The sequence below is a fragment of the Streptomyces sp. NBC_01017 genome (genome assembly GCF_045162795.1).
Classification (GTDB): Bacteria; Actinomycetota; Actinomycetes; order Streptomycetales; family Streptomycetaceae; genus Streptomyces; species Streptomyces machairae.
Genome location: NZ_CP108683.1, coordinates 10,136,594 through 10,160,294 on the forward strand (window position 1 = coordinate 10,136,594; position 23,701 = coordinate 10,160,294).

Annotated in this window: 23 protein-coding genes; 10 read left to right on the plus strand and 13 right to left on the minus strand. The window is 69.8% G+C overall.

What is annotated here, in order from left to right:
• The first annotated feature begins 86 nt into the window (after positions 1-86).
• Positions 87-1,247 carry an iron-containing alcohol dehydrogenase family protein gene (locus tag OG331_RS46305; protein ID WP_406208957.1) on the plus strand — a complete coding sequence of 387 codons (1,161 nt, stop codon included), beginning with the start codon at positions 87-89 and terminating at the stop codon, positions 1,245-1,247.
• Positions 1,248-1,257: 10 nt separating this feature from the next.
• Here OG331_RS46305 and rph read toward each other — a convergent pair whose 3' ends face one another.
• The 4 genes from rph to OG331_RS46325 form a co-directional block, all read right to left on the minus strand.
• Positions 1,258-3,888 carry a rifamycin-inactivating phosphotransferase gene (gene rph, locus OG331_RS46310; protein ID WP_406208960.1) on the minus strand — a complete coding sequence of 877 codons (2,631 nt, stop codon included), beginning with the start codon at positions 3,886-3,888 and terminating at the stop codon, positions 1,258-1,260.
• 234 nt (positions 3,889-4,122) lie between these two features.
• The gene (locus OG331_RS46315) at positions 4,123-4,734 is read right to left on the minus strand and encodes a 3'-5' exonuclease (protein ID WP_406208963.1); all 612 of its coding nucleotides are present in this window, start codon (positions 4,732-4,734) and stop codon (positions 4,123-4,125) included.
• A 122-nt stretch (positions 4,735-4,856) separates the two neighbouring features.
• Positions 4,857-5,453, minus strand: a complete 597-nt coding sequence (locus OG331_RS46320) for a hypothetical protein (protein WP_406210779.1) — start codon at positions 5,451-5,453, stop codon at positions 4,857-4,859.
• Between the two features lie 211 nt (positions 5,454-5,664).
• Positions 5,665-6,165 (minus strand): DinB family protein, encoded by a 501-nt coding sequence (locus OG331_RS46325; RefSeq protein WP_406208966.1) that lies wholly within the window; start codon positions 6,163-6,165, stop codon positions 5,665-5,667.
• A 259-nt stretch (positions 6,166-6,424) separates the two neighbouring features.
• On the opposite strand from OG331_RS46325, the gene OG331_RS46330 reads away from it, so the two are divergent.
• From OG331_RS46330 to OG331_RS46350, 5 genes are all read left to right on the plus strand, one after another.
• A complete protein-coding gene (locus tag OG331_RS46330; protein WP_406208969.1) occupies positions 6,425-7,033 on the plus strand; it encodes an XRE family transcriptional regulator in 609 nt (202 codons plus the stop codon).
• Positions 7,034-7,109: 76 nt separating this feature from the next.
• Positions 7,110-7,676: a DUF6817 domain-containing protein gene (locus OG331_RS46335; protein WP_406208972.1), complete on the plus strand. Its 567-nt coding sequence runs from the start codon at positions 7,110-7,112 to the stop codon at positions 7,674-7,676.
• A 475-nt stretch (positions 7,677-8,151) separates the two neighbouring features.
• Positions 8,152-8,868, plus strand: a complete 717-nt coding sequence (locus tag OG331_RS46340; RefSeq protein ID WP_406208975.1) for a FadR/GntR family transcriptional regulator — start codon at positions 8,152-8,154, stop codon at positions 8,866-8,868.
• Positions 8,865-10,271, plus strand: coding sequence for a hypothetical protein (locus OG331_RS46345; RefSeq protein ID WP_406208978.1), 1,407 nt, complete (start codon positions 8,865-8,867; stop codon positions 10,269-10,271). Before OG331_RS46340 ends, OG331_RS46345 begins: the two co-directional genes overlap by 4 nt.
• Positions 10,268-12,124 (plus strand): GMC family oxidoreductase N-terminal domain-containing protein, encoded by a 1,857-nt coding sequence (locus OG331_RS46350; protein WP_406208980.1) that lies wholly within the window; start codon positions 10,268-10,270, stop codon positions 12,122-12,124. The genes OG331_RS46345 and OG331_RS46350 overlap by 4 nt, the downstream gene beginning before the upstream one ends.
• Before the next feature lie 32 nt (positions 12,125-12,156).
• On the opposite strand, the gene OG331_RS46355 is transcribed toward OG331_RS46350, so the two are convergent.
• The 3 genes from OG331_RS46355 to OG331_RS46365 form a co-directional block, all read right to left on the minus strand.
• A complete protein-coding gene (locus OG331_RS46355; protein ID WP_406210782.1) occupies positions 12,157-12,471 on the minus strand; it encodes a DUF4326 domain-containing protein in 315 nt (104 codons plus the stop codon).
• A 17-nt stretch (positions 12,472-12,488) separates the two neighbouring features.
• A complete protein-coding gene (locus OG331_RS46360; RefSeq protein ID WP_406208983.1) occupies positions 12,489-13,043 on the minus strand; it encodes a PaaI family thioesterase in 555 nt (184 codons plus the stop codon).
• 116 nt (positions 13,044-13,159) lie between these two features.
• Positions 13,160-13,459 (minus strand): putative quinol monooxygenase, encoded by a 300-nt coding sequence (locus OG331_RS46365; RefSeq protein WP_383243748.1) that lies wholly within the window; start codon positions 13,457-13,459, stop codon positions 13,160-13,162.
• 167 nt (positions 13,460-13,626) lie between these two features.
• Between OG331_RS46365 and OG331_RS46370 the strand changes: the two genes are divergently transcribed.
• Positions 13,627-14,586, plus strand: a complete 960-nt coding sequence (locus OG331_RS46370; protein ID WP_406208987.1) for a GlxA family transcriptional regulator — start codon at positions 13,627-13,629, stop codon at positions 14,584-14,586.
• 127 nt (positions 14,587-14,713) lie between these two features.
• On the opposite strand, the gene OG331_RS46375 is transcribed toward OG331_RS46370, so the two are convergent.
• The 6 genes from OG331_RS46375 to OG331_RS46400 all read right to left on the minus strand — a co-directional run bounded on the left by OG331_RS46375 (position 14,714) and on the right by OG331_RS46400 (position 21,004).
• Entirely contained in the window at positions 14,714-15,463 is a 750-nt protein-coding gene (locus OG331_RS46375) for an LPXTG cell wall anchor domain-containing protein (RefSeq protein WP_406208990.1), read from the minus strand.
• Between the two features lie 247 nt (positions 15,464-15,710).
• Positions 15,711-16,589, minus strand: coding sequence for a PhzF family phenazine biosynthesis protein (locus tag OG331_RS46380; protein WP_406208992.1), 879 nt, complete (start codon positions 16,587-16,589; stop codon positions 15,711-15,713).
• 56 nt (positions 16,590-16,645) lie between these two features.
• Positions 16,646-17,482: a carbohydrate ABC transporter permease gene (locus OG331_RS46385; RefSeq protein WP_406208995.1), complete on the minus strand. Its 837-nt coding sequence runs from the start codon at positions 17,480-17,482 to the stop codon at positions 16,646-16,648.
• Positions 17,479-18,462, minus strand: a complete 984-nt coding sequence (locus OG331_RS46390) for a carbohydrate ABC transporter permease (RefSeq protein ID WP_406208998.1) — start codon at positions 18,460-18,462, stop codon at positions 17,479-17,481. The genes OG331_RS46385 and OG331_RS46390 overlap by 4 nt, the downstream gene beginning before the upstream one ends.
• A gap of 2 nt (positions 18,463-18,464) precedes the next feature.
• Positions 18,465-19,766, minus strand: coding sequence for an ABC transporter substrate-binding protein (locus OG331_RS46395; RefSeq protein WP_406209001.1), 1,302 nt, complete (start codon positions 19,764-19,766; stop codon positions 18,465-18,467).
• A gap of 17 nt (positions 19,767-19,783) precedes the next feature.
• Positions 19,784-21,004 (minus strand): aminotransferase class V-fold PLP-dependent enzyme, encoded by a 1,221-nt coding sequence (locus OG331_RS46400; RefSeq protein WP_406209004.1) that lies wholly within the window; start codon positions 21,002-21,004, stop codon positions 19,784-19,786.
• A gap of 239 nt (positions 21,005-21,243) precedes the next feature.
• Here OG331_RS46400 and OG331_RS46405 point away from each other — a divergent pair, with 239 nt between their 5' ends.
• The 3 genes from OG331_RS46405 to OG331_RS46415 all read left to right on the plus strand — a co-directional run bounded on the left by OG331_RS46405 (position 21,244) and on the right by OG331_RS46415 (position 23,495).
• Positions 21,244-21,969 carry a FadR/GntR family transcriptional regulator gene (locus OG331_RS46405; protein ID WP_406209007.1) on the plus strand — a complete coding sequence of 242 codons (726 nt, stop codon included), beginning with the start codon at positions 21,244-21,246 and terminating at the stop codon, positions 21,967-21,969.
• A gap of 156 nt (positions 21,970-22,125) precedes the next feature.
• A complete protein-coding gene (locus OG331_RS46410; protein WP_406209010.1) occupies positions 22,126-23,031 on the plus strand; it encodes a hypothetical protein in 906 nt (301 codons plus the stop codon).
• 53 nt (positions 23,032-23,084) lie between these two features.
• Positions 23,085-23,495: a hypothetical protein gene (locus tag OG331_RS46415; protein WP_406209013.1), complete on the plus strand. Its 411-nt coding sequence runs from the start codon at positions 23,085-23,087 to the stop codon at positions 23,493-23,495.
• Positions 23,496-23,701 lie beyond the last annotated feature (206 nt).

A 23,701-nucleotide genomic window follows, 5' to 3' on the forward strand; every position in this document is an offset into this window, starting at 1 on the left:
AGTCCCCACTCCCTCACCCCTCTGAGCACCGTCCCTCTCCCTTCCGAGCACCGCACGTCCCGCCGCGTCTTCAGGAGCCGAACGCCATGGGCGAGTCCCGCACCGACCAGCTGACCATCGACCCGACCTGCCGCATCGAGTTCGGCCCCGGCCGCATCGCACACCTCCCGGAGCTGGTCTCCTCCCTCGGCCTGAGCCGCGCGTTCGTCGTCACCGACCGGGGTCTGCGGGCCGCCGGCATCGTCGACCAGGTGCTCAAGGTCCTGGACACGGCGGGCGTGGAGCACGGCGTGTACGACGGCGTCGGCGCCAATCCGTCCACCGGCAACGTCGATGAGGGCGCCGCCCGGGCGCGCGCCTTCGGCCCGTCGGTCGTCGTCGCCCTCGGCGGGGGCTCCGTCCTCGACGCGGCCAAGGGCATCTCGCTCCTGGTCGGCAACACCGACGCGGCGGCCGCCGACGCGGACGCGCTGTGGGATGCGCTCGACGGCCTGCCGCTGATCGCGATCCCCACCACCTCGGGCACGGGCGCGGAGACCAACGGCTTCGGCGTCATCGAGGACGCCGCCGCCTGCCGCAAGGTGTACATCGGCCACCCGTCGGTCAAGCCCCGGATCGCACTACTCGACCCGGAGCTGACCCTCGGACTGCCCGCCCGGATCACGGCCGCGACCGGTATCGACGCCCTCGTCCACGGCATCGAGTCGCTGGCCTCGCGCGGCACCAACCCGGTCTCGGCGGCGTACGCCACCCAGGCGGTGGCCATGGTCGGGCGCTGGCTGCCGGCCGCCCACCGCGACGGCTCGGACCTGGAGGCCCGCGCCCAGCTGATGCTCGGCGCCCACCTGGCGGGCCAGGCGCTGACCATCTCAGGCCTGGGCCTGGTCCACGGCATCGGCCACGCCCTCACCGCCCACACCGGCACCCCGCACGGCATCGCCCTCGCCGCCGTCCTGGAGGAGGTCCTGGAGTTCAGCGCCCCGGCCGCCCAGGACGCCTACGAGCAGACCGCCCGCGCGCTACGCCTTCTCCCGCCCGCCGACGGCGACTGGACCCGCGCCGCGATCGACGCCGTACGCGAGATCTCCGGCGCGCTCGACATCAAGCAGCCCCTGCGCGACCTCGGCGTCCGCCCGGACATGCTGCGCCCGATCGCCTCCGGCGCCCTGGCCGACGCGGTGACCCGCAACGCACCGCGGCAGCCGACGGAGGGGGAGATCGTGGGGATCCTCGAAGCGGTGCTCTAGCCTCGGGCGTTCACGAAGGGCGCGGTCCGGTCGGTGACGGAGAAAGGATCTCGACATACCCGTCGGTTCCGTGCACGCGGATCCGCTGCCCGTCCCGGATCAGCCGGGTGGCCTGCTCCACGCCCACGACGGCCGGCAAGCCGTACTCGCGGGCGATGACCGCGCCATGGGTCATCAGACCGCCCACCTCCGTCACCAGGCCCGCGATGCCGACGAACAGCGGCGACCAGCTGGGGTCCGTGAACGGCGTGACCAGGATGTCGCCCGCTTCGAGATCGGCGTCCGCCATGTCAAGGACGACGCGGGCCCTCCCCTCGACGGTCCCGGCGGACACCGGCAGGCCGACCAGGGCGCCGGCCGGCACGTCGTCGCGCCGGTACGCCCCGGTGACGGCCTCACCATCCGAAGTGAGCACCCGGGGCGGTGTGAGCGCGTGGTACGACCGGAACGCGTCCTTGCGCTGCTGGATGAGCGGGCCGTCCACCTGGTGCGAGCGCACGACGTCGTGGAGTTCCTGGAACGTGAGGTAGAAGACGTCCTCCTTCCGAGGAAGCACGCCTGCCTCCACGAGGCGCTCGGCCTCCTCCGACAGAGCCTGCTTGTAGACGAAGTAGCGGCTGATGATGTCGTACTTGGGGTACTCCCGGTATCCGATGAAGGCCCGGACCCGGTCGATCATCCGCTTGGCCTCGTCGGCCTTCCGGTCCCCGTCCGGCAGGGCCCGCAGGCGTGACAGCACGTCCTGTTCCTTCTTCTTCGCCTTCTGCCGCCCCTGCTCGAAGCGCCGCCCGGCGGCGCCCGGCTCGAAGTTCCTGACATGGTCGAGGATCACGGGCACGAGCGTGGTGGGCCGCTCGCGCCACCGTGGCCTCGTGATGTCGATCTCGCCGACGCAGCGCATGCCGTACCGGTCGAGATAGGCCTCGATGGCGTCGCGCGCTTCGGTCCCGCCCTCCGGCTTCGCCAACTCGTCCAGGAAACCGTCGTCCTCGACGCCTTTCAGGAACGCCACCACCTCCGCATGCGGGCGAATCACGTCCGCGACGTCGAGCAGGGCCAGGCCCATCTCCGAGGTGACGTTGTCGGGTGCGGACAGCGTGAGCGTGTCAGCCGTGTTCTTCTCGCCCAGCCACTCCTGCAGCTTGTCGTTGAGCCACCACGTGGCCTCCATCCCCGCCATGATCGCCCGGATGTTCAGCGGATCACCGAGAACGCGCTTGTGCTCCTCGAACGCCTCCAGCAGGAAGTCGAACAGCGCCGGTCCGGTCTTCGTCCGGATGTCGCGCTCCAGAGCGGCGATGGACTCCTGGCTGCGCTCGATCAGTTCGGTGACGATGGCCGGGTCCGGGTCGGTCCCGTACGGAGCGGGTGCACCGCCGGCCGGCGGCCTGCCGGGATCCGCGTCCGGGACCGACGGGACGAAGCCGTCGCGGTCTAGGACCGTCTCCAGAGCGTCCCTGATCAGCGGATCGCCCTTGCTCATCGCGTCCAGGAGGGCGGCGCGGCTCGCGGGCGAGGCCAGGCGCCGGGTGACGTCGACGAACAGCCTCCCGCCGGCCTCGTGCATCGGCACCATGGCCGTCAACTGCCACATGGAGAGCCCCAGGGGCTTCATGGGGTCGGTCATCATCTGCCCATGACCGACGGAGACATAGACGTGATTCTCCTGGTCGTCGGCCGTCGGGATGGGGAACAGCGTCGTGATCGGCCGGCTCTGAACGATCTGGAAGTCATCGCTGACCAGGCACCATTCGATGTCCTGCGGGCGGCCGAAGTGCGCCTCGATCCGCCGCCCGAGCTCCACGATCCGCACGACCTGCGCATCCGTCAGCGCCGGCTGCTCCTGCCGCTGTGCGTCGATCGCCACTTCCTGCGTACCGCCGGCCGGAAGGGCGTGAACGGCACGCTGTTTGGCGGCGATCGCCTTGGCGACGACTTCGCCGTGCCGCACCTTGAAGACGTCCGGGTTGACCAGGCCGGACACCAGAGCCTCGCCGAGGCCGAAGCCGGCTTCCACGGTGGCGACCTTCCGGTTGCCCGTGACGGGGTCGGCCGTGAACAGGATGCCGGCCGCATGCGGGAAGACCATCCGCTGCACGACCACGGCCATGTGGACCGTACGGTGGTCGATGCCGTTCCGCCGGCGGTAGGTCACGGCCCGCTCGGTGAACAGCGAGGCCCAGCACCGGCTGACGTGCTGGAGGATCGCCGCCGGCCCCACGACGTTCAGGTACGTGTCCTGCTGGCCGGCGAAGGAGGCCGTCGGCAGGTCCTCCGCCGTCGCGCTGGACCGGACGGCGTAGGCGGCCTGCTCCCCGAGCCGGCCGAGCGCCCGGGTGATCGCCGCCGCGAGATCGCCCGGGACGGCGGTCCCCTCGATGGTCCGACGAATCTGCGCACTGAGCGTGCGGATCGCCTCCCGGTCGTCCGGGTTCACGTGCGACAACTGCTCCAGCAGACCGTCGATCGACGGTGCTTCCGCCATGATCCGCCGGAAGGCGTCCGTCGTCACGCAGAAGCCCCCCGGCACGCGGATGCCCTCGATCCGCGACAGCCCGCCCAGCTGCGCGCCCTTGCCGCCAACGACCGCGACCTGCGTCTCGTCGACCTCGTGCAGATCCAACACGTACTGCTCAATCACTTCGCTACCAACTTTGCCGTCGACAACAACACACGCACGTCGCGCCCCCGTTTCCGCAGGTTGTGGCATCGGCCGACGATTCTGCGCCCTGACCCGGGTCTTGCGGCAAGCCCCCCGGCGCGCTATAAGTTGAGAGTGGCAAGGAGACATGTCTCCTTGCCTTTTCCGTTTGGCCTTCCAATGGAGCAGGCACACCGGTCGGCCGCCTCCACCAGGACCCACGAACGATCGCGGCTAGCCGCTGTAAGGACGCCGCACACACCCTTCGGGCAGGGCGGCGCCGGTGCCGCGCAGGTATTCAAGGGCGGCAGCGAAGGAATAGCAGTCGAAAAGCGCGGAGTGCTCTTCACCGGTTGCGGGCTTCGGGAGACCGAGCACCTGCCACAGGCGTCCCACGTTGACCGTCGCCGTCTCCGGCGCGAGAGTGTTCAACCAAGGTCGGATATTCAGGAAATGGGCAGCGAGGTAACCATTCTTGACCTCTTCGCCGCGCGCTCGCGCCCAGCCCACGTTCTCCCCGAGGACCACCATGTCGTTGCCGTAGGAGAGCACCGACTCGCCCCGGCAGAACCCCAGGAACTCGCCCAGTGCCTCCGACGGGGAAATCGCCTCTCGATCCAGCGTCTCCTGGTCGATGCCGGTGAGATCAGTGAAGTACGCGGAAAGCCGGGGGTTGGTCATGGGCTGCACCAACGCCTCGAACTCCTCGACGACGGAACAGTCCTCGCGCAGGCGCAGCGCACCGATCTGGACGATCTCGCGAAGCTGACCGGTCGCTCCCCAGTCCTGCTCCAGTGCCCCCGGCCATGACGTGAACTCAAGGTCGAACACAACGAAAGTGGACACAACGAGTCTCCCTCTGGCGTGAGTCGCCGTCAGGTTACCCCGGCGATGACAGGCCTCCATTGGCATGGAGGGTTTCCCGCCACACCAGCTTTTCGGTAGTCGTCACGGAGTCGGCATATTTGTCAGTGGCCAGTACCGCTTTCATTTCCTTGCGGGCCGGTCGCCTCTATCGCCTCCGAGCGGGCGACGTGTGAATCCGCAAAATCGGCGAGCGTGCGGAAGTCGTCGTCACGGAGACCGATTCGGGGGTTGACGTGGTGCAGAAGCCCAGGACTCCGGTGGTGGGCGGTTACGTACCCCTCGTCGAGATCACTCTGCTCGTCGTCCACCCAGGCGAAGGAACGACCGTTGGCGTAGTCCACAAGGGGACCGGTCTTCCAGTGGACTCCGTCGGGGCGTTCTTGGAGCAGGGCGTCGCCGAACTCGACGAAGGGGAGCTCGGGAAGGCCGAGCACCGGGGCGATCCACCGATTGGCGTCGTCCATCCATGTGGTGGCCCAGCACAGCTCGTAGTCGAGCCGAAGCAAGGCTTGCCCGTGCTCAGGGTTGAGCCAGACCCGCAGGGGCCGCCGCCGGACCGAGTGTCCTCCAGGTTCCCTCGGGGTCCCGCTTTCCTGGGGCACCCTGAGTGTGATGTAGCCGTCGGGGCGCTTCTCCGGTTTGGCCGCATAGGGGTTGAGTGGCCCGTCCACATCCAGGAACAGCAGTGGTCGGTTCACGATCTCTCCCTTGTCGGTCATGCTCGTCTCGTACGTGCCGTACCAGTGGATATCCGTGCCCGACGTCGCCGCCGGGGTCGAGGCCGACCGACCGTGTCGTGTCCAGACGGTCCACCTGGGACCACAGCGGCCAGGTTGCGCGGATCGGAGGGAGCGGCGCGGCCACGGCCCTGGCGCTGTGATCATGGGTTCCCGTCCTGGAGAAGGTGGATCAGCGGCCGGTCGTGCCGTCGATGAGTTCGCGGAGGATGTCCGCGTGGCCCGCGTGTCGGCCGGTTTCCTCGATCATGTGGGTGAGTGCCCAGCGGATGCTGGGAGCGGGGCGGTGCGGCTGCGGCCGGGGGACCGGTGCGCCGAGATCGGTGCACCCGTCGAGAACGTCGTTCGCGCGCTTGACCGCGTCTCGGTAACGGGCGACGACATCGGCCACGCCGTCCGCCGGTGCGGCCTGGAACGTCGCGTGCCAGTCGGTGACGTCCTCTCCGAGGAACATCGAGCGCTCCACGAAGGTCAGGTGGTTGAGCAGGCCGAGCAGGTTCGTGCCCGACGGCACCGCGGCTGTCCGTACTTGCGGCTCTGGAGCGCCGTCGACCTTCGTGGCGATCGAGGTGCGGAGGTAGTTGAGGAATCCGCGCAGGACCTCGGACTCGTTGCTTCCGGTCCGGGGCGGCGGGGTGTCGCGGCGGCGGTTGCGGCGCTTGGTGCTGGGCACCGTTGTCTCCCTTCCTGGGCAGTCGATACCCGCGGCGATTTCCCGCGGGCTCGGGTGGCGGATGTCGGGATCCTGGTTCCACGACCACGACCACGACCACGACCACGACCGTGACCACGACCACGACCGTGACCGCGACCAGGACCATGTCCATCGCGCGGCCGAGCCGTGATGTGTCGTGTGCTGTCGGAACGCACCCAGTCTTGCCACGCACCCCACGACCTGGCACGCAATCTTGCGGTTACGGCAAGATGGCGTGATGGACCGCAAGACGGACGACGACGTGCTTGACGGTGTGGGGCCGCGCCTTCGTGCGCTGCGTCGTGCCCGGGGCATCACCCTCGCCGACCTCGCGGCGACGACCGGCGTCTCGGAGAGCACTCTGTCCCGGCTGGAGAGCGGGCAGCGCCGGCCGAGCCTGGAACTGCTGCTGCCGCTGGCCCGCACCTATGACGTCCCGTTGGACGAGCTCGTCGGCGCCCCGCGCACGGGCGACCCCCGGATCCACCTCAAGCCGATCAGCAGGTTTGGGATGACGTTCGTGCCCCTGTCCCGGCGACCCGGCGGGGTGCACGCGTTCAAGATGATCATCCCCGCCCCGCCGGAACCGCTCGAACCGACCCCGCAGACCCACGAAGGCTTCGAATGGCTCTACGTGCTCAACGGACGCCTGCGGCTCGTGATCGGCGAGCGCGATCTGACGCTGCCGCCCGGTGAAGCAGCCGAGTTCGACACGTCCTTGCCCCACTGGCTGGGCAGCGCCGACGGCGGCGCGGTCGAGCTTCTCATCCTGTTCGGCCTGCAAGGGGTCCGTGCACACGTACGCACCGACCCTCATCGATCGCCGCCGGCGGGGAGCCGGCGGTGAACCACCGATGAGGGGCGCGCCGAGAGGCCCGCACCGACGACCGAGACCGCCACACCGGTGAGAGGACATCCGAACCATGGCATCAGCCAGGCAACGACCGCTGACCGGACAGGGCCAGGCGGCTGTCGAGGCATTTCTGCTGGACCGCGGAGCCGCCGGGATGCCTCATCCCGGCGGCACCTTGCTGGAGCACCTGCAGCGCGTTCAGCGGTTGTTGGCCGAATGGGGAGCCGACCCCGACGTCCAGGCAGCGGGTCTGTGCCATGCGACGTACGGAACCGACGGTTTCGCACCGACCCTGCTTCCCCTCACCGACCGGGCGACGCTCGTCGCGCTGATCGGCGAACGGGCGGAGGCGTTGGTGTACCTGTACGCCAGCTGCGACCGCGCCACCGTCTATCCCCGTCTCGACGGCACCGCCACAGTCGCCTTCCGAGACCGTTTCACCAGCCGTGAGCACAGTCCAACGCCCGACGACCTGCGGGCGTTCCTCGAGATCACGGCAGCCAACGAACTCGATGTACTGGCACACAACGCGGAACTCGCCGAGCAGCACGGCCCCGGGCTCTACGGCCTCCTCAAGCGGACCGGCTCATTGCTGTCGCCTGCCGCGCAGGACGCCGTCGCCCGGCAGTTGGCATAGGGCACCGCGCCGGCCGGTTTACGGAGTCGGCGTCCCGCACCGACTCCGGTGCGCCTGCTCAGGAGTTCGTCGGGGAATGAGCTGGTCGAGTGTCTCGGGGCAGTCCAGGGCGGCCGCCTCGGCCGAGCGCGGCTCTCCTTGGGGGTGCGCCGGATCTCCTGGCAACCCCACCCACCTACCCTCGGGACTCACCCGGCACCCGCGCCCTCGCGGGCGATGCGGCACCACGTGCCCTGTCCACCACCATGCAGGCCGGGCGGCCCTCCTTGCCGCCAAGGGTGACCCCGGATGGGGCGAAGGGGGCGATGCGAGACGGGTGATGGCCTTCGGCTCGGACGGCACCAACGGGTTGACGGCCGGTGACCTGCCACCTCGCACGTCGAACTCCGTTCCGCGGAAGACTCGTTGACCCGAGGTCAATATTAGTGGTTCAGTGGATGAGTCACTGATCCACTGAACGGTTGGAGGTGCCGGGATGGAAGCACTGCCACGCGAGACCGTCGTCGACGTCCTTGAGAAACGGCTGCGCGAGGACATTCTCGCCGGGCGGCACCCGGCGGGGAGTTATCTGCCCCCCGAGCGTGAACTCGCCGACGAGTTCGGCGTCAACCGCACCACGCTCAAGCATGCCTTCGGCCGGCTGGCGCAGTCAGGGCTCCTGGAGACGCGGCACGGAGTGGGGACCCGCGTCCGGGATTTTCTGCGCCTCGGCGGCGCGGATCTTCTGCCGATGCTCGTGCGGCACAGTCCGGACTGGATCGGTGAGATCTTCGAAGTACGGCGCAGTATCGGGGCGTTGATCGCGGAGCGTGCCGCTGACCGGGCCACCGAGGCCCAGGTCGCCGAGCTGCGGACGCTGCTTTCGGCGGTCGGGGACGCGGACGGCGCCGACGACGTGCAGCTGGCGGACGCCGAGGTGCACCGGGCGCTCGCCCGTGCCACGGGCAACCGCGTGTACGTCCTGCTGACCAACACCCTGTTCAACGCCTATCTGCCGGTGCGCGCAGCGCTGGTCGCGCCCTTCACGGAGGCCGGCGCGGCCCACGACCGTCTGGCGCCGGTCGTCGAGGCCGTCGCCGCCCGCGACTCCGAGGCGGCGCGTGTCGCGGCGGGCGCCTATCTGTCGGCGACGGAACGCATCATGCTCGAGGGCCTGGCGCGCTCGCGCGAACGCCGGGACGGTGCGCTGTGACCTCACGCGGAACGGAGTTCCAGGAGGCGATGCTGGGGCGCGTGCACCTGAGCGACGAGGATCGTGAGCGCCCGATGCGCCTGGACCTTGTGGTCCGGTCCGACGCCCTGATGCTGCCCCACCGCACGACTCAGGCGCGCCTGACGGGAAGGGTGCGCATAGCCGGGCGGGCGGACGATGCCGAAGCCGCCGGTGAGTTGGAGATCTCGCCGCTGGCCCGCCGCAGGATCCGCTACCGGATCACGTTCGCCATGGAGGGCCGGCACCTGGTGTTGGACGGCTGGAAGTCCATCTCACCCGCGCGTCCGCTCTCTTCGATGACCTTGCTGCCGTACACCCTCTACGAGGACGGCGAACGGGTGGGCGAGGGCACACTCCGCTTCCCCCTCGCCACCGGCCTGTTGCCCTTCCTGGCGAGCTTCCGCTTCCCGCGCTCGGCGCAGTCCGCACCCGCACCCGCAGCCGACCGGCATCTGGCCTCGCGGTGGGACGGGAATCCCGGGCGCACGGAGGTCTGGTACACGACCCTGACCGACCCGGTGACGGGCAGCGGAGTGTGGCTGCACCACGAAGTGGTGGCGCCGACCGATGGCTCCGGCGCCTACGCGCACGGCTGGGTCGCCGTCTTCCCGAAGGACGGTCCCGCCGAACACGCACGCTTCGGCCCCGTGCCGTGGACCGACGACCAACAGGGCTTCGCCACCGAGGAGATCAGCGCCCGGCCCGGCCGTCTCACCGGTTGTGCGGGGCCGTTCACCTGGTCGCTCACCGAGACGCCCCTGAGTGCGCCGGTCCACACCTTCCCGCGCTGGTCGTGGCGGCGCCCCTGGCTGCCGGCCAGTCACATGCTGCCGGCCGCCCGTTGCCACTACAGCGGAACAGTCCGGTACGGGGCCGACGAACTGCGGCTGGACCGGGCGGTCGGCGCGAGCGCCCGTATCTACGGCCACGGCAACGCCCGGCGCTGGGCGTGGCTGCACGCGGACCTCGGCGGCGGTGACGTCCTGGAGATCGTTGCCGCAGTGTCCATGCGCCGCGGACTCGACCGACTGCCACCCCTGGTGTTCCTACGGCTGCTGCAGAACGGGCGTACCTGGCCCCGTCGTGCCGAGCGCGCCGCCGTGGGCTGGGCGGGACTCGGCCGGTTCCGGGCGGACATCGGCCTGCCCGAGTGGCGTGTGGCCGGCCGCGCCGGCAGGCGTCGCATCCGGGTGACGGTGACCCAGCCGCCGCAGCGGACGCTGGCCCTCGACTACACCGATCCCGACGGATCTCCCGCGGTCTGCCGCAACACCGAGACCGCCGACGCCGTGGTCAGCCTGGAACGCTGGTGGGGCACATGGCGACCGGAGGCCACATGGCGGCTCTCCGGCACCGCCCACGCGGAGGTCGGCGACCGATGACTCCTTCAACTTCCCCTGGACTCACGGCTCTTGCCGAGACACTGCTCGCGGACGACGGCACGGCCGAGTGGACCCGGGCCGTGCCACGGCGCCTCGAGACGCTCCTGGCTGCCATGCCCGCCCCCGCCCGCACCGCGATACACGGCGCGACCAAGGCGATCAACGCCTACGCCGTCGCCCGCACCGGCCGGCGGCTGCCCGCACTCGGGCCCGCGGAACGCGAGCAGGTCATGGCGTCGCTCGCCTCCCACCGGGCACTGCTGCCCCTGCTGGACGCGGTCAAGGTACCGGTGCTGCTGGCGGCCGGTACCGAACGGACGGCGCACCAAGGCCCCGCAACCTCAGTGGCCGTGGCCGACGATCCGCCGCTCGACTGCACCCCTTCCCGGGAGTGGCCGACACGTTCCACCGCCGATGCCGTCGTCGTCGGATCGGGGGCGGGCGGCGCGATGGCCGCCCGGACCTTGGCCCGCGCGGGGCTGCGAGTCGTCATGGTCGAGGAGGGGGAGCACCACACCACCGCGTCCTTCGGACGCAGGGCGCCCCTCGACCGCTTCACCGACCTCTACCGCGACGGCGGCGCCACGCTCGCCCTCGGAAACCCACCTCTGGTCCTGCCCGTCGGCCGCGCGGTCGGCGGCACCACCGTCGTCAACTCCGGAACCTGCTACCGCACACCGGACCACGTCGTCACCCGCTGGTTGAGCCACCACGGATTCGAAGTCGCCGAGGGCTTCGACGCACACCTCGACGAGGTGGAACGCACCCTTCGAGTGGCGCGCCAGCCGGTGGACGTCCTGGGCAACAACGGGCTGCTCGCCCTGGCCGGCGCGAAGGAACTCGGCTGGGCCGCGGCGCCCCTGCGCCGCAACGCCCCCGGCTGCCGGGGCTCGTGCCAGTGTGTCGTCGGCTGCCCGACCGGCGCCAAACAGAGCGTCCAGCTGTCCGTGCTCCCCGACGCCTGCGCGGCCGGCACCGCGATCGTGACGGGCGCCCGCGTGCTGCGGATCCTCACCGACCGCGACCGGCCCGGCGGTCCCCGGGCCGCAGGAGTGGTGGTCAGCCGTCCCGACGGCAGTGAACTGGAGATCCTCAGCTCCCTGGTCGTGGTCGCCGCCGGCGCCCTGCAGACCCCGCAACTGCTGCGCCGCTCGGGTCTCGGCGGGCACCCTCGGATCGGCCGGAACCTCAGCGTGCACCCGGCCATCAGTGTCGCGGGCCGCTTCAGCCGCCCGGTCACCGGCTGGAAAGGGGTCCTGCAGAGTGTAGGAGTGGAAGAACTCCACGCCGACGGCATCCTGATCGAGGCCACCGCGGCGCCCCCGGGGATGAGTTCGTTCGTGCTGCCGGGCGTCGGACGCGAACTGCGCCGCGAAGTGGAGGAGACGGAGCAACTTGCGACCCTCGGCGCCATGGTCGCCGACCGCCCCTCGGGCCGTGTCCTCGGCCGGGACCGCACCCTGCTGCGCTACGACCTGGCACCGCGAGATGCCCGGCGCCTGCTCCGAGCCCAACGCGCCATGGGCCGCCTGCTGTTCGCCGCCGGCGCCGAGGAAGTACTGACCGGCGTCCCCCACGCCCCCCGCGCTCGCACACCCGAGCAACTGGAGGCGCTGCTCGACACGGTGACGGCTCGGCACCTGCACATGTCCGCGTTCCACCCCACAGGCACGGCCGCCGCCGGGACGGACCCGGAGCGGTCGCCGGCCGACGCCGAGGGACGCCTTCGCGGCGTGCACGGTGTGCTCGTCGCCGACGGGTCCGTGCTGCCGAGCTGCCCGGAGGTGAATCCGCAGTTGAGCATCATGGCGGCCGCTCTGGCCGTCGCTGAGCGCTTCGTGGCGGATGACTGAGCCAGGGACCGGCCCGCCTCCCGGGCCGCAGGCTACGGCGCGAGCGCGTCGGCCAGCTCGGCGATGACCTGCGCGTGGCACGGCTGAGGAACGCACCAGCAGCCGAGCCTGCGGCCACGGAGGGCGGGCAGCAGATCGAGCAGGTCCGGACGGCTCAGCAGATGGGCCCGGTACTTGTCGATCACCGCCTCCCGGGTGCCGTCCCGGCCGGGCCGGAAGGGACTTGCGAGCGGTGAGGCATCGAGGTCCCATCCGCCGCGGCGCATCGCGCGGCCGACGTAGACGACGTCCGCGTAGTCCGGGTCGTCGCGATGCCCTTTCATGTTGACGACCGTCGTCCGGTTCACGTCGTTCATACGCACCCTCAGTCCGCGCCGGGCAGGGGGAACAAGGCGCAGGTGGCGGTCCCGTGCGCATACAGCTTGCCGTCGGCTGCTCCGACGAGCCGTGCCTGTGCGGTCGCGGTCGTGCGGCCGACGTGGACGGCGGTGCCCTCGCAGCGCAGCGTGGGCGTGGTGTCGAGCACCGGCCTGACCATGTTCACACCGAGCTGGACGGTGGTGTAGGCACGGCCGGCCGGGAGGGCGCTCAATACGGCGGTGCCGAGCGCGGAGTCGAGGAGGGTGGCCATATAGCCTCCGTGGACCGTGCCCATGGGGTTGAAGAGGTGTTCTCCCGGCTCGCCCTCGAAGACGGCCTGCCCGTCCTCGACCGCCACGAGGCGAAACCCGAGGGTGGTGCAGATCGGGGCCTCGGGCAGACGGCCGTCCAGGCTCATACGGGCCAGCTCGATGCCGGAATGGGCGCCGGCGGTCGCGTAGCTCGTCGGCGGTTGCCAGGTGTGCGTACGTGAGCGGGATGGGGCGGAGGGCACCCCGTCGCCGGTGGTGCTGCCGCCCTTGGTAGCGGGCTGTGCCATGGTCTCTCTTCCTCAGCCTGCCTCGGCCGGCCGGGTCAGGGCCGTGGCCGATGCGTGGGTGTGTGGAATGCGCCGGCCGACAGCGCAGGTCAGGGCGCTGCCGGCCGGCGGCGGGATCAGGGGAGCTTCACCGCCAGGAGGTCGACCGGCCGGATGTCCGGAGCCTCACTGAGCATGGTTTCGGCCGCCCCCATCAGCGCGGCGGCGATCTTTCCCTGGAGGTGCCCCTGACGCCCTTGCTCGTCGGCGAAGGTGTCGAAGACCCCGAAGGTGGTCGCGTCCTGCCGGAACGCGAACCAGGTGACGGTGTGCTCCTCCTGCTGCGCCAGTTGGACGGCGTCCCGCAGCAGAGCCTCCACCTTCTCGGCGTATTCCGGCTTGGCCTCGATGCGGGCCAGCAGCCCCAGCTTCGTCATGCTGCATTCCTGTCTGTGGTCATGGCTGAACGTGCGGCTGTCTCTGGTCATCGGTGAACCTTCGGTGCTGGTACCGGGCACCGGATGTCGTCCGGACACCACAAAACTAGGCCGCCGCAGCCGCCTCGCCCAGCGTCGGAAACGACGCTTCCGATATCGTTTCCGTCATGGATGTGGCTGTACTGGCATACGACGGGGTGTTCGACTCCGGGCTCTCCGCCCTGCTCGACGTGATCGACGGGGCGAACGCCATGCGCGAGGAACTCCCCAAACCGCCGCCCGCCTGGAACGTCTCCACGGTCGGTTTTCGCCGCCGGATCCGCACCGGAGCCGGGCATGTGGTCGAGACTCTCCCCGCGGACACGGCGAAGGGCGCGGACCTGCTGCTGGTGCCCGCGCTGGCCGAGCGACGGCCCGACGCCCTGATCGCCCATGTGTCGGGTTCGGCCACCGAGCCGGTACGACGCCTGGTGGCCGCGACGCGGGCACGCCGCACCCCCATCGCGTCCGCTTGCACGGGCACGTTTCTGCTGGCCGAGTCGGGGGTGCTGGACGGGCACCGGGCCACGACGAGTTGGTGGCTCGCACCGTACTTCCGTATGCGCTACCCGGCGGTGACCGTCGACGAGACCCGCATGGTCACCATGTCCGACGGGTTGACCACGGCCGGTGCGGCGTTCGGGCACGTCGACCTGGCGCTCGCGATCGTACGGATGAGCAGCCCGGCCCTCGCGGATCTGGTTGCGCGCTACCTCGTCGTCGACGAGCGCCCGTCGCAGTCGGCGTACACGATCACCTCGGCTCTCGCACAGAGCGACCCCACGCTGGCCGCCTTCGAGCGCTGGGCCCGGGTGCACCTGGACCAGCCGGTCTCGATCGCCGACGCGGCACGCACCCTCGGCGTCAGCGAACGCACGCTCCAGCGCATCGTGCGCCGCACGCTCGGTACCTCACCCGTCCGCTTCGTCCAGGACCTACGCGTCGAGCACGCCTCACACCTGCTGCGGACAACGGACCTGCCCCTCGAAGCCATCGCCCGCAAAGTCGGCTACGAACACGCCAACACCCTGCGCATCCTGCTCCGCGAACGCACCGGAGAGACGGCGAGCTCCCTGCGGGCGCGATGAGTTCCGGGCCGGCCGAGGGGGAGTGCATCAGTGCGGGGAAGCGGCACGGCTGCCGGAGCACACACCGCGGCGGCGCGGAGCCGATGTGTGCTCCGCGCCGCCACGGTGGCGTCCGGTAGGTGATGCGCTAGCGGCGGGACGCGGCCCTGCCTCGCCGGTACAGGAAGGTCCCGGCGGCCAGCAACGCTCCGCCGCCGGCCGTGGCGGCCAGGACACCGTCATCGATGCCGGTGTCGGGCAACTCTCCCTGAGGGGCCGGCTTCTCGGGTGCATGCCTGGCCGGCGCCGGAGTGGGTGAGGCCGGCGGGGTGGTGTGCGGCGGAGGCGTGGGCTTGGGCGGCTCCTCGGGGCCGTATCCGGTCGGTTCGTCGGGCCCGTACCCGGCTGGTTCGTCGGGGCCGTATCCGGCCGGTTCATCGGGCCCGTACCCGGACGGTTCGTCCGGGCCGTACCCAGCCGGCTCCTCCGAGCCGTACCCGGTCGGTTCGTCGGGCCCGTACCCGGAGGGTTCCGACGGCCCGTACCCGGACGGTTCCTCGGGTCCGTAGGAGGATGTCTCCCGTGTGCCGGACGCGTCCCCACGGCTGTTCGTGGACGGTTCCCCTGTGTGGTGTCCGGACGTGTCGTGCGAGTCCTGGCCCCACATCTTGTCGAACCGGGACATGGTGTCTTCGACCTTGGAGTGCATGGCGTCAAATTGCTTGACGTCGAACGGCTCGTCCGGGACCTCCCACTGGAACGCACGGCTCGACGGCGCTGTGGGCGCGTCCGCCTCTGTGCCTTGTGGATCGTGGGCCGCGAACGCCCATGTGCCGCACAGGGACAGGGCGCTTGTGGTGGCGGCCACGGCCAGTGCCCTGCTGAGGATCTGTCGCACTCTAGTTGTCTTTCTCTCGGACGGCAGGGTCGCGGCGTGTGCGAACGCAACGCGCACCTACGCACTCGCCGAGACGCGCAAATTGTGCACGAATGGTGAAGGTTCACAGGTGCTGAAATGCTTGTACTGCTCGGGAATTAACCCAATCGTCCGTCTGTGGGGCTGGTTGGCCCGAAGTGAAAAGGCCCTGCCGCGCCGGAGATGAACCCGGCGAGGGAGGGCCTGAGGCTGCTTGGGGACCGGCGCTTCAGACGATGCGCGTCCCCGCGCCACTGACTCGGACCCGCGGGTCACCCGCGCGCAGCGTCACGGTGAGTTCACCAGGGCGGCCCAGATCCGCGCCCTGGTACAGCGTGAGGACGGCGTCCTGATCGACCAGGCCCAGCTCGCGCGCGTACGCACCGAACGCGGCGGCCGCGGCGCCGGTTGCCGGGTCCTCGACGACGCCGCCGACGGGGAACGGGTCACGGACGTGGAACACGGTGGGGGACTCCCGCCACACCAGTTGAACCGTGGTCAGGTCCAGGCGGTGCATCAGGGCTTCGAGGCGAGTGAAGTCGTACCTGAGATCCGCGAGGCGGGCGCGTGTTGCCGCCGCGAGAACGAGGTGGCGGGCGCCGGCGAAGGCGACGCGGGGCGGGAAGGCGGTGTCGAGATCGGCGGCCGGCCAGTCGAGCGCGGCGAGTGCCTCAGCGAGGTCGGCGTCCCCGATTTCCTCGATGTACGGCTCCACGCTGGTGAGCGTGGCCCTGATCGTCCCGCCCTCCTCGGTGACCTTCACCGGCACGGTGCCCGCGCGCGTGGCGAACACCAACTCCCCGGAGCCGATCCGTTCGGCGAGCGCGACCGCGGTCGCGACAGTGGCGTGCCCGCAGAACGGCACCTCGGCCCTGGGGCTGAAGTAGCGGATGGTGTACGCCCGTCCCGCCTGGCCGACGAGGCCCTCCGGGGGCGCCGTCAGGAACGCGGACTCCGAGTACCCGAGGTCGGCGGCGATGGCCAACATGTCGTTGTCGCCCAGGCCGGCGGCGTCCAGAACGACGCCGGCGGGGTTTCCACCGTCGGGCGTGCTGGAGAAGGCGGTGTAACGCAATACCTCGGGCTGCTGCGGCGAGTTCGTCGTCATGATCGTGGCAACCGGGGCGGGCTTGCGGTGATTCCCGCGGGTGGCCCGCCTGCCTCTCAGCCCTTCACCGCCCCCGATGTGAGGCCCTGAACGATGTGTCGGCTGGCGAAGGCGAACAGGAGCATGGTGGGCAGGATCGTGAGCACGGCCGCCGCGGACATCGAGCCCCAGTCGATGTTGAAGCTGGAAATGAAGCCGTTCAGGGCCGTGGGCACGGTCTTGTTGCTGTCGCTGTTCATGAGCGTCACGGACAGGAACAGCTCGTTCCAGCAGTTGACGAAGTTGAAGATGAAGGCGGCGACGATGCCGGGGCGCATCACCGGCAGCAGGACGCGGAACAGCGCCGTGAACCGGGACAGGCCGTCGATCATGGCGGCCTCCTCCAGCGCGTCCGGGATGTTCTCGAAGAAGCCGCGCAGCATCACCGTGCAGAAGGGGATGCACACCGCGATGTAGACGAGGATCAGGCCGAAGCGGTTGTCGACCAGCTGGAGATCGGTCATCAGCAGGTACAGCGGTCCCAGCGCGATGAACGACGGGATCATCTGGGTGACCAGCGCGGCCATCAGCAGCGCGGACTTGGTGCGGAACTCGAAGCGGGCCAGCACATACGCGGAGAGCATCGAGATGGCCGTGGCCGTCGCGCCCGCCACGGTGGAGACGATGAGGCTGTTGGTGAGGTAGGTCCCGAAGTCGGCCGTGCCGAACAGGCCGCTGTAGTTCTCCAGGGAGAACCGCTCGGGCCAGTAGGCGAGCGGGAAGTGGAAGATGTCGCCGGGCGCCTTGAGCGAGGTGACGGTGATCCAGTAAAGCGGGAAGACGGTGAAGAGCAGCCACACGCCGAGGAAGGTGAACTTGACGGCCCGGCCGGCCGCTGACTCCTTGCCGATCACGGCCTCACTCCTTTCTTCTCGCGCGTGGCCAGGAGGAAGAACACCGCGAACACCAGCAGCCCGGCCACCACGAGGAGGCCGAGCGCGGAGGCCCTGCCGTAGTCGCCCTGCTGAGTGATCTTGATCATCCAGGTGGTCACGATGTGCGTCTCGTTGTTCGGCCCGCCGCCGGTCATGCCGAAGATCAGGTCGGGGAAGTTGAAGATCCAGATCACCCGCAGCAGCACGGTCAGCGCCAGCGTGGTGCGGATGTACGGGATGGTGACCTGGAAGAGCGTGCGTGACTTGCTCGCGCCGTCCAGTGCCGCCGCCTCGTAGAGCTCGTCGGGGATCGACTGGAGCGCGGCCAGGATCATGATCGCGAAGAAGGTGACGCCGTACCAGATGTTGGCGATGAGCACGGCCACCATCGCCGTCTTCGGATCCGCCAGCCACGCGATCGGCTCGTCGATCAGTCCGGCCTTCTGCAGCAGGTCGTTGACGACCCCGAACTCGCTGTTGAACAGCCAGCGGAACAGGATGCCGATGAGGAATCCGGAGATCGCCCAGGGGAAGAAGATCAGCGCCTGGTAGAGGCCGCGGAAGCGGAAGTGGCGGCGCAGCCACAGGGCGAGGGCGAAGCCGATCACCAGCTGGGGGACGATCGAGCCGACCACCCAGACCCCGGTGTTGCTCAGTACGGTGCCCCAGGCGGGGTCGGCGAAGACATCGCTGAAGTTCTTCAGCCCGACCCATGAGGTGTCCGTGAGGTCGGTCAACTTCCAGTTGCGGAAGGCCATCTGACCGCCCGCGATCATGGGGTAGTAGGTGAAGACCGCGACGAAGACCGCCGCCGGCGCCATGAAGGCGGCGATCTGCAGGCCACGCCGGGTGGTGAACTCCCGCCTCCGGCCGCCCCCTTGGGGGAGACCTCGCTTGCGGGAGGCCTCCCCCCTGCCCGACCCCGTCGTCTTCGCCGTACTTGTGGATGTGACGGACATGCCTACTGCTCCTGCTGCCACTTCTCGGTCCAGTACGCGTCCCAGCCCGTGAGGAGCTTCTTGGGCGTCGTCTTGCCCAGGATCAGCTTCTGCACGTCGGCGTCCGCCTTCTGCTGCCACTCGGCCCACCAGGTGACCCCGCGGGGCTGGGTGACGACCAGGTACTTGTCCGGCTGCTCGGTCATGGTGACGTAGCTCGACCAGGGGCCGGTCTTGTAGAAGGGGTCGCTGGTCGCGGACTTGAGGATGGGCACCAGGCTGTTCTTCTTGGTGAACGTCGTCGATGCCTCGCCCTGGGAGAGGAACTCGACCAGCTTCACGGCCTCGGCCTTGTGCCCGCTGCCCTTGGCGACACCCCACCCGGCGGTGGCCAGCGGCTGCACGGTCTTGCCGCCCGGGCCTGCCACCAGCGGCGCGGTGCCCCACTGGCCCTTCGCGATCGACTTGGACTCCGAGACCGTGGCGATCACCTCGGGGTCCTGGAGCAGGAATGCCGTCGACCCGTTGGAGAAGGCCTCGACCATCTCCGGGTAGCCCCAGGAGACGGACGACTTGGGGGACGCCTGCTTGAAGAGCTTGAGGTAGTTCTCCATCGCGTCCTCCGCCTCGGGGGCGGAGAAGATCGTACGGCCGCTCTTGAGCTTGAAGCCGTTGGCCGGGTCGACCTGGTCGGCTAGGTAGGCCTCGATGGCGGCGGTGGCGTTGCTGTTGGAGTTGGCGCCGCCACGGAAGGCGTAGCCGTATCGGCGCTTGGCCGGGTCGTGGATGGCGGAGGCCTGCTCCACCAGTTCCGCCCAGGTGGCCGGCGGCTTGCCGAAACCCGCCTCCTTGATCAGGTCCGTGCGGTAGAAGAGGCTCAGGCCGTAGAAGCCGTACGGGACGAAGTACGTCCTGCCCTTGGCGTCCTTCGAGGCGTTGACGGTGTTCTCCGTCATCGCCTCCCAGCCCTTCCAGCCGTCGAGGTCCTTCTTCATGTCGTAGAGCCAGCCGTTGTTCGACCAGGGCCCGACGGTGATGTCGCGGACCTCCAGGACGTCCACTCCGCTGCCGGACTGGAGCATCTGCTGGAGCTTCTGGTCGGCCTGCTCGGTGGGCGGGGAGACCAGGTTGACCTTGATCTTGGCGTTCTGCTGCTCGAAGTCGGCTATGAGGTCCTTGAGCAGATCGGTGCGGGTCGGGTTCGTCAGGCTCTCGACCATGTTGAGGGTGACTGTTCCGCTCGCCTCGGGGCTCATGGTGGAACAGCCGGTCAGGACCATCGCGGCGGCGGTGCCGAGCGCGAGAGCTGCCGTCCTTCTTCTCATTGTGCTGACCTCTTCCTTCAGTTTTCTCGTGCCCACCTGCCGAGGACGGGGACGCATTCCTCGGCGAAGTACTCGTAGTCGGCGGCGGTGTTGTAGACGTGAGCGGAAAGGCGCATGTAGCCGACGCCGTCGAAGCTGGTGAACGCCGCCTCCACGCCCAGTTCGAGGGCCACCCGGTCGCGCAGCGCGTCGGCCTCGATCCGGTCGGCGGCGAGTCCGTCCGGGAGGCGCACCAGGCGCATCCCGGGCACGGGCATGCCGACGTCGACCGCGGTGTCCGCGCCGGTCGGTTCGGCGAACGCCGAGCCGATGACACGGGCGCCGTAGTCGGCCAGGTCGTCCATGTAGCGGCGGACGGCGGTCCAGCCCCAGGTGCGCTCGATGAAGGCGAGGGACGTCGGCGCGGCCAGGTAGGCGGTGGCGTCGATGGTGCCCTGCTGGTCGAAGCGGTCGGGGTAGGGATCGGCCGCTGCCCACGAGTCGATGAGCGGGTAGAGCCGCTCGCGCAGCGGACCGCGGGCGACCAGCGCCGCGGTGCCGCGCGGGGCGCAGCCCCACTTGTGCAGGTTGCCGGTCCAGAAGTCGTAGGTCGCGTCGGCGAGCGGCGCGGCGAGGAGTCCTGGTGCGTGCGCGCCGTCGACGAGGACGGGGATGCCGCGCCGCCGGGCCTCCGCCCCGATGCGTTCCACCGGCAGCCGACGCGCGGTCGCCGACGTGATCTGATCGACGACGACGAGTTCGGTGGCCTCGCAGAACTCCTCGACCACGGCCTCGTAGGCCTGGTCCGCGTCCGCGTCCAGCGGAACTCGGGCGGTACGGACTCGGCCGCCCCACCGGCGTGCCAGCCGCTCGGCACCCATGGTCACCGCCCCGTAGCCATGGTCGGTGACGATGATCTCCCCGCCCCGGCGCAGGGTGAGCGCGGCATAGACGACGCTCGCGCCGGCGCTGGCGTTGGGCACCAGGGCGAGGTCCCCGGGACTGACGCGCAGGAAGTCGGCGAGCTCGACACGGGCGGCAGCGAGCCGTGGGGGCAGCGCCGGGAACCACACCACGGGCGAGCGCTCCATCTCCACGCGCAGCAGTTCCTGCCGCTCCTGCGCCACGAACGGCACCGCCCCGAAGGATCCGTGGTTCAGGTGCTTGAGGGCAGGATCCAGCGACCACGCCCGGTCGGCGGGCCGGCCGTCGGCCAGCAACAGAGGGCGCGGCGCGGTGGTCACCTCGGTCTCGCTCACAGGACTCCAGATCTGGGCAGGGGCGGGCCGACGGAAGGTCGGACTCCGCCGGACACATCTGATGACTCGGCATCCTGCACACCTTTTCCGGCGGAAACAAGGGTCGTACAGTGAAAGTCATCAGATGACTTTCAGGCGGTACGCAACCGACACATCTGATGACTCGCCACACCTCGCTACAGTGCTCCGAGGGGACCGCGGCATGATCGCTGTCCCGTCAGGGGAGGAAGAGGGGACGGATGTCCGCAGTCGAGAGGGCGTTCCACGGCCTACGGCACATGATCGCGTCGGGGCGGCTCGGCCCGGGTGAGCGCATTCCGCCCGAGGGAGACCTCTGCGAGGAACTGGGCGTCTCACGCGGCTCGCTGCGCGAGGCCGTACGGATGCTCGCCGCCCTCGGCGTCATCGAGCCGCGGCACGGCTCGGGTACGTACGTCTCACAGCTGCGGCCCGAGGACGTGATCGGCAGCCTCTCCCTGACCCTCGAACTCCTCCCGCTTTCCGGCCTGTTGGAGGTCTACGAGATCCGGCGCGTCCTCGAGGCCCACGTCGCCGCCCAGGCCGCGGCACGGTGCACACCCGAGGCGGTGCGCACCCTCTTCTCGCTCATCGAGGACATGGAGGCCACGAGCGACCCCACCAAGGCCTCCGAACTCGACCACCGCTTCCACGCCGAAATCGCCCGCGTCGGCGGCAACCCCACCCTGGCCACCCTCCTTGCGGTCTTCCGTTCCCGCTCCCGCAAGTACCAGGTCTTCACCTTGCCCGAGGGCCCTGAACTGCGCAGGAAGAGCGACGACGACCACCGTGTCCTGGCCACCGCCATCGCCGACCGCGACCCCGTCGCCGCGGCCGGCGCGGCGCAGGCGCACGTCGCCCAGACGGAGCGGTGGCTGCGCGCGTTCATGCCGCCGATCGAGGAGGCGCACGTCCTGGACAGGGCGGACGAGGCCGACGGGGCTTAGGTCGCTCACCGTGAAGCATCCGGCAATCACGCAGAAATCCGCCGCTGCCGCGGTACCGTATTGCCGAGAGTGTGGTTAACCGCGAGCGTGATGCGCACATGGTCCAGTCCTCGAATTCATGAGGTACCCGCATGATGCCGATCCGAATGGGACACCGTGACTGACGCCGCCGCTCGCGCACGGCAGCGGGTGGCGGTTGCGCAGTGCGACACGGCTGAACGCCTTGCGCTGGCGCGAGAGTTCTACGACACCGTGCCGGGCGGCTTCTCCCGATACGGGTACGCCGAGTTGAGCTTCATGCGCTGGTCGGCCGCTCGCGGAGTACTGGAACCGGAGTCTGCCGTTCCGGCCGGTAGCCCGTGGTGGCGCAAAGTCAATGAAGGGCTGTTGACGGACAAGGTCGAGGCAGGTCTCTTGACCGTAGGTAATTCAGGAAATGCCAGCAGCCACAGCGTTCGATACTGGATCGACTTCATGGGGAAACCGTCGCCGACCCGGTGGTACCGGGCGCATAACGCCAGCATTGTCGCGGGCTATCTGAAGTATGAAGGCCTGGCGTCCGAGGAACTCAAAGTCGAGCGATTCATGATGAATGTCGCGCTGATTCGAGTTCTTTATACCCATGCCATGCTGGCGAATCCGCGACTCGCGCTGGGGCGTCGGCTGGCCTTCCTCGGGCCCCGGCTGGTCGACCCGCGCCACCGCAGCGTCAAGATGTTCCTCGACCTCGGCCGCTCGTTCCCGAGGGAGTACCCGGTGGCCGGATCCCTCGAAGAAGTCGTCCTCGCCGAGCACGCCCTCGCCCGCATGCTCGACTACGGCCTGATCGCCCCTCGCCTTCCCGCGCTCTACGAGTTCGCAGCCGAGGCACTTGAGGAGCCCCGGCTGACCTCCCTCCTCGACGACGGCGTGCCGGCCTATGTGTGGCCGCACGCCGACCGTTCGGTCTGGTTCATCGGAAACACGGGACCGCACCTGCGGGCGATCGCCCGGACGACCGGGGTACGGCTGCTCTGGGCGCCCTCTCCGTACCGACGGCCGTACCGGAGGACGCGAGGCTGAGGCTGGTTCGGTCCGGTTGGCATGCGCCGGGGTCCGCGGGCAGGATGCTGTCCATGCGCAAGCCGTATCAGGCCCAGGCCCCGGCCCGTCCGGGCAACCGCGCCGGCGCCACCCATGCAGTTCTGTCGCTGTGGTCGCAGGACTCCGTGCTGTCGATCGGTTCGGTCGGATCGGTACTGTCCGTCGGCTCCGTCGGGTCCGCTCTCTCCATCGGGTCGATCGGCAGCGCTCTGTCGGTCGGCTCCATCGGTTCCAGCCTGTCGCTGCTGTCCTTCGGGTCGTGGCTGAGCACCGGTTCGGTGCTGTCCGCCCAGTCGACATGGTCGGCGCTGTCCTGGCGTTCCTCACGCAGCTTCCTGTCCTCCGAGGGCAGGCGGGTCGCCGGAGTACTGGGGGTCGCGGGCGCGGCGGCGGGAGCGGCGGTGCTGCTCGCGCGCACGACTCGGCCCGGGCGCCAGGTGTAGCGACTCGCGGGGTTGCGAGCCCGCGGGGATGCGCGGATGTGCTGCTCGTGCGCCCGGGCGTGCCTGCGCTGCCGGCAGCGGCGTCCTTGGGCCGTTCGGCGCGCGCCCGGCGCGCCTCGGCTGCGCAGGCGGCCCCGGGTGGAGGATCGGTGGGACGGCGGCCGTGGGACGTGCCGCCCCGGTATCGCTCGGCTGTCTGAAGAGGT